The following is a 12,952-nucleotide window of genomic DNA, read 5'->3' on the forward strand; positions in this document are numbered from 1 at the left end:
TCACTCCTGTTCGCTCGCGATCGCGTTGACGGCGGCCACCGCCATCGCGCTGCCACCCCGGCGGCCGTGCACCACCAGGTGCTCCAGCGCGGGATGTTCGGCCAGTGCTTGCTTGGACTCGGCGGCGCCGATGAAACCGACCGGCAGACCGAGCACGGCCGCGGGCCGCCCGGCGCCTTCGTCGACCATCTCCAGCAGCCGGAACAACGAGGTCGGCGCGTTGCCCACGGCCACGACGGAACCTTCCAGGCGGTCGGCCCACAGCTCCATCGCGGCGGCGCTGCGGGTGGTGCCGAGTTGCTGCGCCAGCTCGGGAACTCGCTGGTCACCGAGGGTGCAGACGATGTCGTTGGCGGCCGGGAGGCGGCGCCGGGTGATTCCGGCGGCGACCATCTCCGCGTCGCAGAACACCGGCGCGCCCGCGCGCAACGCCTTGCGAGCGGCCAGCACCGCGTTCGGCGACCAGGCCAGATCGGCGACCAGGTCGACCATGCCGCAAGCGTGGATCATGCGGACCGCGACCCCGGCGACCTCCGGCGGCATCCCGTCCAGTTCGGCCTCGGCGCGGATCGTGGCGAAGGAACGGCGGTAGATCTCCGGGCCTTCGCGGACGTACTCGTAGCGACCGGTGTTCACAGTGCCCTCCGTGCCGCTTCGAGCGCGGCGGTCGGTTCGCTGCCGGCCGGTTTCCCGCCGACCTCGTAGCCGGCCTCGGTGGCCAGCACTTCCACTCCGCGACCCGCGGGCCGCCCGCACCGGCGGGAACAGCCCGCCCAGTGCACCGGCAGCTCCCCGGGACGCGCGGTGCGCGCGGCGTCCGTGCGGACGTCCGCCAAGGATTTCGCGCAGCCGGGGCTGCCGGTGCACGCGGTGATTCCGGCCAGTGGCGCGGACTCGTCCACGACCAGCCCCGCGGAGTCCAGTTCGGACAGTAGCGTTGCGGCTTCGCCGCGCGGGATTCCCGGCAGCACCAGGGTCCGCCACGGAGTGAGCCGGAGCTGCCCGGCGACTTCCGCCGCGGCGCTGACGCAGGCGACCTGGGCCGGGCTCAACCGGCCCAGCGGAGCCCCGGCCGCGACGCTCACTCGCCCGTCGCCGAGCTGCCGGCGCCCGAGGTGGGCGTGCGTCGGCACCACCTCGTCGGGCACGGCGACCGGCTCTGCCGCGGAAATCCCCAGCGCAGCGAGGACCCGCTGGGTGACGCGCGAAGCACCATCGGTGAGTTCGTCGAGCCGCCAGCTCGCCGCTCGCTGCTGCGCCCGCTCGGCCAGGAACGCCTCCGCGGCCAGCACCGCGGCCTGCGCGGCAGCATCCGCCGTGACCCGAATCCCCTTGTCCACGCCCGAAAGCAGCACCGCGACCGAGTCACCCACCGGCAACAACCCGACGTCACCGCGCAACCCCGTGACGTCACCGCACCCGTCGTCCACAGTGAACAGGAACCGGCCGGGCAGCTCGGCCAAGCCCGGAACCGCGCACAACCGCTCGTCGAGCTCCCGCGACACCGCGTGCACGTCCAGTGCGCCGTCGCTACCGGGCGAGGCGATCACGTTGCGTACTCGCTCGTGCGTCGCGGACGGCAGCAATCCCGCGCCGGCGAGCCGCCCGGCGAACTCCGCCCCGGAAGCCAGCCCGCGCACCTGCAGGTTCGCCCGCGAGGTCAGCTCCCACCCGCCGTCGCCGAGCTGCGCAGCATCGGCCAGCGCCCGCACCTGGTGCGCGGTCAGCCGCCCGCCGGGCACCCGCACCCGGGCCAGTCCGCCGTCCGCGGCCTCGTGCACCCGCAGCGCGCCGGGGCACGCATCGGGCTCGGCTCGTTCCGGCACAGCTTCCCGCCTTCACTGATCGTGGTCGTCCCGACACCGGAATCCGCTGCGCACGGCGTCGGCGCTCGGTAGCGCGCGGACCATCGGCGCACACCGGCGATCGTCGATACTACGACCAGGGGTGGTTGCGGGGGCAAAACACGAGCGCTTCACCACGCCGCACTTGACTAACGATCGCGGCGTTGCGGAGAGTGGTCGACGGCGACGAGTGGAGGAAGCCGGTGCGAATCCGGCGCGGTCCCGCCACTGTCACCGGGGAGCGGACTCCGATGGGCGAAGTCGAGCACTTCGCGGCCACTGCCTGCGGGCAACGGCGGCCACTGCCTGCGGGCGGGAAGGCCGGGGCGAGCAGCGATCCGGGAGCCAGGACACTCCGCCGCCGCCATGCCTGCCAGCCGGGGCCCGACGACCGGGTGCCCGACGACTCCGGGGCGGACGACCCCGAGGAAGGTTGACCATGCGTCCTGCGACGTCCGTGTCCCCGCGAAACGGGGAGCGTGCCGCGTGATCCTGCTGCTGTCCACATCGGACACCGATCTGCTGAGCGCGCGCGCCGCGAACGCCGACTCCGGTGTCGCGCAGTTCCGGCTCGGCAACCCCGCCCGGCTCGGCGTGGACGACCTGCCGCCGCTGCTGGAAGGCGTCGACCTCGTCGTGGTCCGCCTGCTCGGCGGCCGCCGCGCCTGGGAGGAGGGCCTGGACGCGCTGCTGGCCGGGCCGCGGCCGGTGGTGGTGCTCGGCGGCGAGCAGGCCCCGGACGCGGAGCTGATGGAGTGCTCCACGGTGCCCGGCGGGGTTTGCGCGCAGGCGCACAGCTACCTCGCCCAGGGCGGGCCGCAGAACCTGACGCAGCTGTTCCACTTCCTGTCGGACACGATCCTGCTCACCGGACACGGCTTCGAGCCGCCGGTGGAGACTCCCAAGTGGGGCGTGCTGGAACGCGAGCCGCGCCGCACCGAGGGCCCGACGGTGGCGGTGCTGTACTACCGCGCGCACCACATGGCCGGGAACACCGCGTTCGCGCACGCGCTCTCGGAGTCCATTGAGGACGCCGGTGGGCAGGCGCTGCCGGTGTTCTGCGCCTCGCTGCGCGCTCCGGAGCCGGGACTGCTAGACACGCTCGAGCAGGCGGACGCGCTGATCGTCACGGTTCTCGCGGCGGGCGGCACGAAACCCGCGACCGCGCAGGCCGGTGGCGACGACGAGGCGTGGGACGTGGGTGCGCTGGCCGAGCTGGACATCCCGATCCTGCAAGGGCTCACGCTCACCTCCAGCCGCGCGGCGTGGGAGGAGAACGACGAGGGACTGTCCCCACTGGACATGGCCACGCAGGTGGCGGTGCCGGAGTTCGACGGGCGGCTGATCACGGTGCCGTTCTCGTTCAAGGAGAACGACTCCGAGGGCTTGCCGGTCTACGTCGCCGATCCGGAGCGCACCGCGCGCGTCGCCGGGACCGCGGTACGGCACGCGCAGCTCAAGCACGTGCAGCCGCAGGACAAGCGGCTGGTGCTGATGCTATCGGCGTATCCGACCAAGCACTCCCGCATCGGCAACGCGGTCGGGCTGGACACCCCGGCCAGCGCGGTGAAGATGCTGGCCACGCTGCGCGACGCGGGCTACGACATCGGCCCGGCCGACGGCCCGGACGCGCTGCCCGGCGTCGCCGCGCAGGACGGTGACGCGCTGGTGCACGCGCTGATCGCGGCGGGTGGGCAGGACCCGGACTGGTTGTCCGAGGAGCAGCTTTCCGGGAATCCGGTGCGGATTCCGGCCAAGCGCTACGCCGAGTGGTACGCGACGCTGCCCGCGGACCTGCGCGAGAGCATCGAGCAGCACTGGGGTCCGCCGCCTGGCGAGCAGTTCGTGGACCGCTCGCACGACCCGGACGGCGAGATCGTGCTCGCCGCGCTGCGCGCGGGCAACGTGGTGATCATGGTGCAGCCGCCGCGCGGTTTCGGCGAGAACCCGATCGCGATCTACCACGATCCGGACCTGCCGCCGAGCCACCACTACCTGGCCGCCTACCGCTGGCTCAACCACGAGTTCGGCGCGCACGCGATGGTGCACCTGGGCAAGCACGGCAACCTGGAGTGGCTGCCGGGCAAAACCGCGGGCATGTCGGCGTCCTGCGCGCCGGACGCGGCGCTGGGCGACCTGCCGCTGATCTACCCGTTCCTGGTCAACGACCCCGGTGAGGGCACGCAGGCCAAGCGGCGGGTGCACGCCACGCTGGTGGACCACCTGGTGCCGCCGATGGCGCGCGCGGAGAGCTACGGCGACATCGCCAAGCTGGAGCAACTGCTCGACGAGCACGCGCAGATCTCCGCGATGGACCCGGCGAAGCTGCCCGCGATCCGCAGCCAGATCTGGACGCTGATGCAGGCCGCGAAGCTCGACCACGACCTCGGGCTGGAAGAACGCCCGCACGAAGCCGAATTCGACGACATGCTGCTGCACGTCGACGGCTGGCTCTGCGAGATCAAGGACGCGCAGATCCGCGACGGCCTGCACATCCTCGGCGGCGCGCCGACCGGTGAGCCGCGGGTGAACCTGGTGCTGGCGATGCTGCGGGCGCGGCAGATGTGGGGCGGGCAGTCCGCCGCGCTGCCCGGCCTGCGCGAGGCGCTGGGCATGTTGGAGGACGGCAGCGTCGCCCGCGGCACCGTGGACGACGTGGAAACCAGCGCGCACGCCCTGGTTTCCGGTATGGAGGAGCACGACTGGGAGCTCTCGGCGGTGCCGGAGGTCTGCCGTTCGGTGCTCGGCGAAGCACCGGACGACGTGGTGCGAGTGCTGGAGTTCGCGGTTTCCGAACTCGTTCCGCGGCTGGCGTCCACAACGGACGAGATGACCGCGGCGCTGCACGCGCTGGAAGGCGGCTACGTCCCGGCGGGCCCGAGCGGTTCGCCGCTGCGCGGCCTGATCAACGTGCTGCCGACCGGCCGGAACTTCTACTCGGTGGACCCGAAGGCGGTGCCGAGCCGGCTTTCCTGGGAGACCGGCCACGCCATCGCGGACTCGCTGATCGAGCGCTACCTGGACGAGACCGGGGAATACCCGCGTTCGGTGGGGCTGTCGGTGTGGGGCACCTCGGCGATGCGCACTTCCGGTGACGACATCGCGGAAGTGCTCGCGCTGATGGGCGTGCGGCCCACCTGGGACGAGGCTTCGCGGCGGGTCAACGGCCTGGAAGTGATCCCGCTGGAGGAGCTGGGGCGCCCGCGCGTGGACGTGACGGTGCGCATCAGCGGCTTCTTCCGCGACGCTTTCCCGCACGTGGTCACGCTGATCGACGACGCGGTGCGCAAGGTCGCCGCGCTCGACGAGCCGCACGAGCAGAACTTCGTGCGCGCGCACGCGCAATCCGACGTGGCCGAGCACGGTGACGAACGTCGTGCCACCACAAGGATTTTCGGCTCCAAGCCGGGCGCGTACGGGGCCGGTCTGCTGCCGCTGATGGACAGCAAGAACTGGCGCGACGACACCGACCTCGCCGAGGTTTACGCGGTGTGGGGCGGTTTCGCCTACGGCCGCGGGCTGGAAGGCACCGAGGCGCGCGGCGACATGGAGTCGGCGTACAAGCGGATTTCGGTGGCAGCGAAGAACGTCGACACCCGCGAGCACGACATCGCCGACTCGGACGACTACTTCCAGTACCACGGCGGCATGATCGCCACGGTGCGCGCGCTTTCCGGCAAGGCACCGGCGGCCTACATCGGCGACAGCAGCAGGCCTGACTCGATCCGCACCCGCTCGCTCACCGAGGAGACCTCGCGCGTTTTCCGGGCGCGCGTGGTGAATCCGCGCTGGCTGGACGCGATGCGCAAGCACGGCTACAAGGGCGCGTTCGAGCTCGCGGCCACAGTGGACTACCTGTTCGGCTACGACGCCACGACCGGCGTGGTCGGCGACTGGATGTACGAGAAGCTGGCCGAGACCTACGTGCTCGACGAGGAGAACCAGAAGTTCCTCACCGAGTCCAACCCGTGGGCGCTGCACGGCATCACCGAACGCCTGCTGGAAGCGGCGAACCGGAACATGTGGGAATCCCCCGACCCGGACACCATCGCCGCCCTGCACGAGGTCTACCTGCAGGCCGAAGGTGACCTGGAGGACGGCCCGCAACAATCCTGAGCTCCGGGTGAACGGACTGTTCGCCCCACCGGATCGGGCGAACGGTCCGTTCACTCCGCGAGAAATGCTCCGGAACCCGCGCGGATGCGCACTCGGCACTCAGCTCGCGCCGATCATGGGCCACGCTCCTGGATCGCAGTGTGCGCGGGCCGGTGTCAGCGCGCGTTCGCGAGGTCGTCCCCCCGATCTACTTCGACGGAGGAAACGGTGATGTCGTGGTCGTCGAAGTCGGCCACCACACGCATCTGCCCCCCGAGCGCGGTGATGTAGCGGCGGATGGTGGCGACCTCCATCGGCTCAAGGGACGCACCCCGCTCGATCGCCGAAACGCGGACCTGGCTGATTCCCATTCGTTCGGCCAGAGCGGACTGGGAGAGTCCGGCCCGCTCGCGCAGACCGGCGAGGCGGTTGCCGAGAACGTAGGACTGGGTTCGAGCGCGGGCACGCTCGCGGGAAGCTTCGACGTCCCGCCCGGCAGCCTCGTCGATCGCCTGCTTGTCGGCCTTGATGTCCTTCCACGAACGACTCATCGGTTCTCCCCTCTCCTGTCGATGAGCTCGGCGAGATGCTGGGCATAACGCTTTTCTGCGAGTGGGATGGCCTGCTCGTACCAGCCGCGCCAGTTGCCGGCCTTGTCGCCGGCCACCAGGACGAACGCTTGCTGCTCCGGATCGAAGGCGAACAGCATCCGGACCTCGCTCGCTCCAGCTGATGCCGGCCGCAACTCCTTGAGGTGGTGGACGGTCGAACCTTTGATGCGATCCGCCAACGGCCTGCCCAGCGCAGGCCCCTTGGCTGCTAGGAGGTCCAACGCCGCTTCGATCAAATCAGCGGACCTGGAATCTGATCGCACCAGATCCAGGAACCACGCTTCGACGTCCGCGTGCAGCAGGACTTCCCATCGCATCCTGCGATGATAACCCCTGTGTTATAGGTTTAGCAATTCCGGCATGGTCCGCACCTCGCCGCTCGCCCCGGAATCCGGCAGACGGTGACCGGCCCTTCCGGCTGGGCCGGATCAGCGATGCGAGGACGTTGTCCGGCTCGTTCGAGCCATCCACCGGGCCGGAACCGGCACAGCTCGTCCTGTCGAGCTTCGCCACGGCTGCCCACCGGCACGAGGTGATCTGCGGGTTCACGGGTCTGCGCCCCGCCACGACTGACGCCCGCCCGGTTTCGCGTTGCACCGCCCGGAAAATCCGCTTCGCGCCGAACGGAACGTGGTGCTGCGCACGCAAGACTGGTGCGGGGAAGTGGGGGCTGCTCAGCTGAGCGGCGGGGAAGGGAGGACCCATGCCGCGGGAACAGGAACTCACCCCGGCCACCGCCGCGCCACCGCGCTCCTTCGGAGCGGACGTGCTGGTCGCGTTCGGGCTGGCACTGGGATCGTCGGCAGCACAGGGCCTGGGACGGTTCGCCTACGGGCTGCTGCTGCCGTCGATGAGCGAGGCGCTGCACTGGTCCTTCGCCACCGCCGGACTGCTCAACACCGCGAACGCCGCCGGATACCTGCTGGGCGCGCTGGTGGCGGCACCGGTCGGGCGCCGCTGGGGCACCAAGCGGCTCATGCTCGGCGGACTGGTCGCCACGGCGATGTTCCTGGCGGCCTCGGCGCTGACCGCGAACGTGGCGCTGCTGTTCGCATTGCGGCTGCTGACCGGGATCGCCGGTGCGGTGGCGTTCGTGCTGGGCGGAGTGCTGGCGACGCACCTCGGGCACGGGCGGCCGGGTGGCCGGTCGGCGGTGCTGCTGGGGATCTACTTCGCCGGTGGCGGGCTGGGCACGATGCTGTCCGGGCTGGTGCTGCCTCCCGCGGTGGTCGCGGGTGGCTGGCGCTGGGGCTGGATCGTGCTGGGCGTGCTGGCTGCGGTCTCGGCCGCGCTGGTGATCCCCGCTTCGGCGCGCACGGCGGCACCTGCGCCCGCCGCGGACGGAGGCGGGTTCAGCGCGCGACCGATCGCTCCGGCGGTGGTCGCCTACGGCCTGTTCGGCGTCGGCTACATCGCTTACATGACGTTCATCGCGGCGTTCCTGAAATCCGGCGGAGCCTCTTCCGCGGAGATCTCGGCGTTCTGGGCGCTGCTCGGCGCGGCCGCGGTCGGCGGCGGATTCCTTTGGGGCCCGATGCTGGGAAAGCTGCGCGGCGGCCGGGGATTGGCGGTGCTGCTGGTCGTGGTCACGGTCGGCGCGGTGCTGCCACTGCTCTCGACCGGGGCGGTCGCGGAGTTCTGCTCGGCGCTGCTGTTCGGCTGCTCGTTCCTGTCCGTGGTCACGGCCGTGACCACGGTCGCCCGCAACGCCCTCCCGCCGGACCGCTGGGCGGCCGCGATCGGCGCGCTGACCACGGTGTTCGCCATCGGGCAGTGCGCGGGTCCTGTGCTGGCCGGGTGGCTGTCGGACACCGGCGGCGGGATCGGTGCGGGGATGCTGCTCTCGGCGGCGATCCTGCTGGCTGCCGCCGCGGTGGCGCTGGCGCAGCGGACCGAGCGCTCCTGACTCATTCCGCGGGAGAACCGGGCGCGGCCGCGCAGCGGCGGCCGAGAGCTGCGACCGCCTCGTGGAGTTCGGGTGGTCCGATGACCTGGAAGTCGGCGTCGAACCGGCCGATCATGGCCGCCAGCGCCGGCCACGACCAGGATCCGGCGACGAAGCGGCAGCGGCCCTCGTCGACCGGTTCGACCAGGGCGTCGTCCGCGAACTCGGCGATCTCATCGGCGGGCCGGTCCAGGATCACCTCCCCGCGGCACGGCCAGCCTTCCACGCCCCGGAACTTGGCGGTCACGAACGCCGCCACGTCTCCCCCGGGCAGTTCGCGCGGGGTGAAGCGCGGCCCGGTGGGCGTGCGCGGAGTGATCCGGTCGGCGCGGAAGGTGCGCCAGTCCTCCCGGTCCAGGTCCCAGGCGACGAGATACCAGCGTCCACCCCAGGTGACGAGGTGGTGCGGCTGCACCCGGCGCGAGCCGTCGCCGTTGACCGGGCGCCGATAGTCGAAGCGCAATTCCTCCCGCGCGTGCACTGCCGCGCTCAGCGCCACGAGCACATCGCGTTCCACCTCAGCCCGGCCCTGCGGCACGGGAACCGCGGTGATCTGGAGAGTGTCGACGCGGTGGCGCAACCTGGCGGGCAGCACCTGCCGGACGGTGTGCAGCGCCCGCTCAGCCGCCTCCTCGATCCCGGCCCCGGCGGTGGTGGCGAGCTGGAGCGCGAGGGTGAGCGCGACCGCCTGATCGTCGTCGAACAGCAGCGGGGGCAGCTCGCTTCCCGCACCGAGCCGGTAGCCGCCGTCCGGCCCCTTGCTGGCCGCGATCGGATAGCCCAGCTCCCGCAACCGGTCCACGTCGCGGCGCACGGTGCGCGGGCTGACGCCCAGTCGTTCGGCGAGCCGCTCGCTCGGCCAGTCCCGGCACGCCTGCAACAGGGACAGCAGCGACAGCAACCGCGCTGAGGTCTTCGGCATGAATCCCATCCTGCCCGCAGAAGCGGCCACTACCTGTCCGCTACCGGTGCGAAGGTTCCTCCGTACCGACAACCGAGCAGGACCGGAAGGACGCACCGTGACCACGAAATCGACCCTCGACGCCGAACGCGCCGATCTGCTCGCCCAGCTCACCGACGCCCGTGCAGCACTGATCGCCACCACCGACGGGCTGGACGACGAGCAGGCCGGTTCGCGCCCGACGGTCAGCGAGCTGTGCCTGGGCGGGCTGATCAAGCACGTCGCGTCCGTGGAGGAGCAGTGGCTGCGCTTCGCGGTCGACGGCCCCGCCGCGATGAGCTTCGAGCTGCCCGACGGCGTCACGTGGGCCGACATCATGGCCGGCACGGCGAGCAGCTATCCGCAGTGGATGATCGAGCACGGCCGGGATTTCCGGATGTCGCCCGAGGACACGCTGGCCGCGATCCTCGCCCGCTACGAGCGGGTCGCGGCCCGCACCGCGGAGGTCGTCGCCGCACTCCCCGACCTGAACGCCGAGTTCCCGCTGCCGGAGGCGCCGTGGCACCGGCCGGGCGAGGTGCGCAGCGTGCGGCGGGTGCTCACGCACGTGATCTCCGAGACCGCTCAGCACGCCGGCCACGCCGACATCCTGCGCGAGACCATCGACGGGCGGCGCGCGTCCTGATAACCGCGCCGCGACTCGTGAGCGAACGGACCGTTCGACCGGCTGGATGGGGCGAACGGTCCGCTCGTTCCGGGCTCAGCGGTCGAAACGACCGGACTTGATCGCGCCGATGAACGACGACCACGCCGTAGCGCCCGCGGTGAAATACCCGGCACCGCGGTCTTTGGTGTCCCGCACCGCCGCGCCACTCCCTAAGCTGGCGACTTCGACGCACGCGGTCTTTTGCTGAGAACGGCTGGACTTGCGCCAGCCCGTCGGCTGTTCAGTCATCATTGCCTCTCCAGTCCTCCGGCGGTCTCGTCGAGCACCACAGGCCGTTTTCCGAAGCTTGCAGTCAGCTGGTGCGTTTCTGTACCCGCTCGTGCCAAAGGCGCAGCCGCTTCAGCCCTTCGCATAGCGGAATAGCAAGGAAGCCTTCGCCGCACAAGATCGGTCGCCTTCACCAGCGAAACCCCGGTGCGGGCCGGGCAGAGCAGGGAGGGGAACTCCGCCCGGCCCGCGAACCCGGCCGGAAGGACCGCGCTCGGGGAAGCACGCGGCACAACCGGCCGGGCAACGGCCCGCGCCTGGTCGGGGACAGGACGCGGGCCGGTCAATCCCCGGCGATCAGTTCCGAGGACCAGCCGAGAGATTCCTATCCGCATCAGCCGGTGGTTCGCGCCCACCCGCTACGGCCGATGCGCAGGCATCGCACACACCACGCGGCTTCTGCGGCCTACCGATCCGCCGGTGTACGCGCCCACGGATGACGTGTCCGCACAAGGCCTCCGGCAGCGGGCCACCGGTCCGCAACCCGACCACGTGCCAGACCGACTCCTGCACCGAAGCCATGAACACCCGGACACCCACGTCAACCCCCTCGGCCTGCGACTACAAAAATCATCGCTGTCTACTAGACATTGATCAATACCTCGATCAGGGCATGAACACCGGTTCCCCACCTAGCTACGATCTGTCTCGTGCCTGTAGACGCCAACGGGATCACCCCACGAGCGCGCGCACTCGCCGCCGCCATCCGCTCCACACGAGAGAATTCCGGCGTCAGCGGCCGCGAGTTGAGCAAACGCCTCGGCCTCAGCCACGGAACCATCTCGCACTGGGAAACCGGGCGTCGTGTCCCGACGCCGGAAGACGTCGCCTCGTTCCTCGCGGTTGCCGGGGTCACCGGCAAAGAGCGGCAGCGACTGCTGGATCTTGCCCGCCATGCCAGTGAACCGAACTGGCTCACGGTCGGTATGCCGGGGATTCCGCAACAACTCGCCGGGGCCGTCGAGTGCGAACGATCAGCGACGTCAATCGTCGAGTGGGCACCGATGGGGCTGCCCGGCCTGTTGCAGACGGCCGACTACGCACGCGCCATCGCAACGGCGAGCGGCCTTCCGGCGCACGAGGTTGAACGCCGAGTCACGATCCGAGTCGGCAGGCGGGAGGTGATCACTAGACGAAACCCAGTGCAGTTCACGGCGTTGATCGGCGAGGACGCCATTCGCGATCGCATCGGGCCGCCGGAGGTGATGGCTGACCAGCTGCACCACGTTCTGGACTGCCTCGAACGCGACAACATCACCGTTCAGGTCGTCCGGCGCTGCATCGGTTGGCATCCCGGCATCGCAGGCCCGTTCGTCCTGTACGAATTCACAGACTCTCCCGCTGTCGTGCACTTGGAGCACTTCAGCTCAGGTGCGTTCGTCCCTGACAACGACGATGTGGAGGCGTACAGAGGTGCGGTGGAGAGCATCGGCCACATCGCACTCAGCGCAGCCGAAACAACACGATTCATCAAGAAACTCGCTGACGAGAAGGAGCGAACGGCATGAGTCCGGCACGGTGGCGAAAGTCCAGCTACAGCCAGCCGAACGGCAACTGCGTAGAGGTAGGCAGGCTGGGCGATCACGCCGCAATACGCGACAGCAAGAACCACGAGACGGGGAATTTAATCGTCTCCCCAGCGCAGTGGTCCGCCTTCCTGGCGGCAGCAAAAAACGACTGTTTCGATCAATGACTTGCGCAGTATGCGATTAATCGACCCCGAAAAGGAACGAACGCATGAAACTTACCGGTTGGCGGAAGTCGAGTTACAGCGGCAACCAAACGAACTGCGTCGAAGTCGGACGCCTGGGCGATCGTCCAGCGATCCGCGACTCCAAGGATCGCACAGGGAGAATTTTAACCGTCACCCCGGAAAAGTGGACGGCGTTCCTGAACATGCTTAAGAACAACGGATAGGCGGGTGCGAGGCGACCGCGCCTCGAGCCTCCGGGGCACGTCCCGATTCCGCTTCGCGCGCAGCCGGTCGGCTACCCGTGCTGCCGCCGGTCCAGCCGAGGTACGTCGAGCGCGCTGTGCACGAGGCCGTTCGTCTTCGCTTCACCCGCGATGACCGAGTGCAAGATTCCGTTGTAGACGAGGTCCCATACGTCCCGGTTTCCTTGCAGGTCATCGACCTCCACCATGACTTCGCGGCCCCCGCCGTCTTTGAAATCGAGGTGGATCGCATTGCTTCGATGCTTCGCTTTCACCTCGACCAACTCGTACAGCCGCACCCACGTCTTGCCGACCTTCAACCACTCGGCACCCGCAGAACACACGACCGTTCGTTGCAGGCTGTACAGACCTGCCAAGAACAACACGATCAGTGCCCAGAGCTGCCAGAACTTCATCCACTCAATGCTGAAACCCTGCAACAGGGTAACCCCAACCACGAGAAGCGGAAGCCCCCACGCAGTGACGAGCAAAGCTGCACGGCGAGATGACTTGTACCAGGCCAACAATGGCCCCTCACCTTCCGGTGGTGCGGGCGCCTTGGCGGGATCGGTCACCCGACCACGGATTTCCTCCTCAGCTGATTTCTTCTTGTCCACCAGGCCGGGA

13 protein-coding genes and 1 riboswitch are annotated in these 12,952 nt (G+C 69.8%); of the genes, 6 read left to right on the top strand and 7 right to left on the bottom strand.

All coding sequences use genetic code 11. The annotated features are described in order from the left end of the window. Together V1457_RS00945 and cobG are read right to left on the bottom strand one after the other, a co-directional pair. Nucleotides 1-636, bottom strand: a complete 636-nt coding sequence (locus tag V1457_RS00945; RefSeq protein WP_338599166.1) for a precorrin-8X methylmutase — start codon at nucleotides 634-636, stop codon at nucleotides 1-3. Next, nucleotides 633-1,826, bottom strand: coding sequence for a precorrin-3B synthase (gene cobG / locus V1457_RS00950; protein WP_338599169.1), 1,194 nt, complete (start codon nucleotides 1,824-1,826; stop codon nucleotides 633-635). Before cobG ends, V1457_RS00945 begins: the two co-directional genes overlap by 4 nt. Before the next feature lie 160 nt (nucleotides 1,827-1,986). Further along, nucleotides 1,987-2,222: riboswitch (cobalamin riboswitch) on the top strand. Between the two features lie 108 nt (nucleotides 2,223-2,330). On the opposite strand from cobG, the gene cobN reads away from it, so the two are divergent. Next, complete coding sequence (gene cobN / locus V1457_RS00955; protein ID WP_200070105.1) at nucleotides 2,331-5,960, top strand: cobaltochelatase subunit CobN; 3,630 nt, start codon at nucleotides 2,331-2,333, stop codon at nucleotides 5,958-5,960. A 155-nt stretch (nucleotides 5,961-6,115) separates the two neighbouring features. Here the strand turns inward: cobN and V1457_RS00960 are convergent, their stop codons facing one another. Further along, entirely contained in the window at nucleotides 6,116-6,490 is a 375-nt protein-coding gene (locus V1457_RS00960; RefSeq protein WP_200070106.1) for a helix-turn-helix transcriptional regulator, read from the bottom strand. Continuing rightward, nucleotides 6,487-6,867 carry a type II toxin-antitoxin system RelE/ParE family toxin gene (locus V1457_RS00965; RefSeq protein WP_200070107.1) on the bottom strand — a complete coding sequence of 127 codons (381 nt, stop codon included), beginning with the start codon at nucleotides 6,865-6,867 and terminating at the stop codon, nucleotides 6,487-6,489. The genes V1457_RS00960 and V1457_RS00965 overlap by 4 nt, the downstream gene beginning before the upstream one ends. A 386-nt stretch (nucleotides 6,868-7,253) precedes the next feature. On the opposite strand from V1457_RS00965, the gene V1457_RS00970 reads away from it, so the two are divergent. Next, nucleotides 7,254-8,456 (top strand): YbfB/YjiJ family MFS transporter, encoded by a 1,203-nt coding sequence (locus tag V1457_RS00970; protein ID WP_338599175.1) that lies wholly within the window; start codon nucleotides 7,254-7,256, stop codon nucleotides 8,454-8,456. A gap of 1 nt (nucleotide 8,457) precedes the next feature. Here V1457_RS00970 and V1457_RS00975 read toward each other — a convergent pair whose 3' ends face one another. Next, nucleotides 8,458-9,417, bottom strand: coding sequence for a transcriptional regulator (locus tag V1457_RS00975; protein ID WP_338599178.1), 960 nt, complete (start codon nucleotides 9,415-9,417; stop codon nucleotides 8,458-8,460). 97 nt (nucleotides 9,418-9,514) lie between these two features. Here V1457_RS00975 and V1457_RS00980 point away from each other — a divergent pair, with 97 nt between their 5' ends. After that, nucleotides 9,515-10,081: a DinB family protein gene (locus V1457_RS00980; RefSeq protein WP_307850021.1), complete on the top strand. Its 567-nt coding sequence runs from the start codon at nucleotides 9,515-9,517 to the stop codon at nucleotides 10,079-10,081. Between the two features lie 75 nt (nucleotides 10,082-10,156). Here the strand turns inward: V1457_RS00980 and V1457_RS00985 are convergent, their stop codons facing one another. Further along, nucleotides 10,157-10,351, bottom strand: coding sequence for a DUF397 domain-containing protein (locus tag V1457_RS00985; RefSeq protein WP_338604764.1), 195 nt, complete (start codon nucleotides 10,349-10,351; stop codon nucleotides 10,157-10,159). A gap of 689 nt (nucleotides 10,352-11,040) precedes the next feature. On the opposite strand from V1457_RS00985, the gene V1457_RS00990 reads away from it, so the two are divergent. Genes V1457_RS00990 through V1457_RS01000 form a run of 3 tightly spaced genes read left to right on the top strand, consistent with a single transcriptional unit; the run spans nucleotide 11,041 to nucleotide 12,307 of the window. Continuing rightward, a complete protein-coding gene (locus V1457_RS00990) occupies nucleotides 11,041-11,898 on the top strand; it encodes a helix-turn-helix transcriptional regulator (RefSeq protein ID WP_338599185.1) in 858 nt (285 codons plus the stop codon). Beyond that, the gene (locus V1457_RS00995; RefSeq protein ID WP_338599188.1) at nucleotides 11,895-12,083 is read left to right on the top strand and encodes a DUF397 domain-containing protein; all 189 of its coding nucleotides are present in this window, start codon (nucleotides 11,895-11,897) and stop codon (nucleotides 12,081-12,083) included. Before V1457_RS00990 ends, V1457_RS00995 begins: the two co-directional genes overlap by 4 nt. 44 nt (nucleotides 12,084-12,127) lie before the next feature. Further along, complete coding sequence (locus V1457_RS01000) at nucleotides 12,128-12,307, top strand: DUF397 domain-containing protein (RefSeq protein WP_338599191.1); 180 nt, start codon at nucleotides 12,128-12,130, stop codon at nucleotides 12,305-12,307. A gap of 71 nt (nucleotides 12,308-12,378) precedes the next feature. Here the strand turns inward: V1457_RS01000 and V1457_RS01005 are convergent, their stop codons facing one another. After that, a complete protein-coding gene (locus V1457_RS01005) occupies nucleotides 12,379-12,942 on the bottom strand; it encodes a hypothetical protein (protein ID WP_338599194.1) in 564 nt (187 codons plus the stop codon). Nucleotides 12,943-12,952: the final 10 nt, after the last annotated feature.

This window comes from Saccharopolyspora sp. SCSIO 74807, from assembly GCF_037023755.1.
Classification (GTDB): domain Bacteria; phylum Actinomycetota; class Actinomycetes; order Mycobacteriales; family Pseudonocardiaceae; genus Saccharopolyspora_C; species Saccharopolyspora_C galaxeae.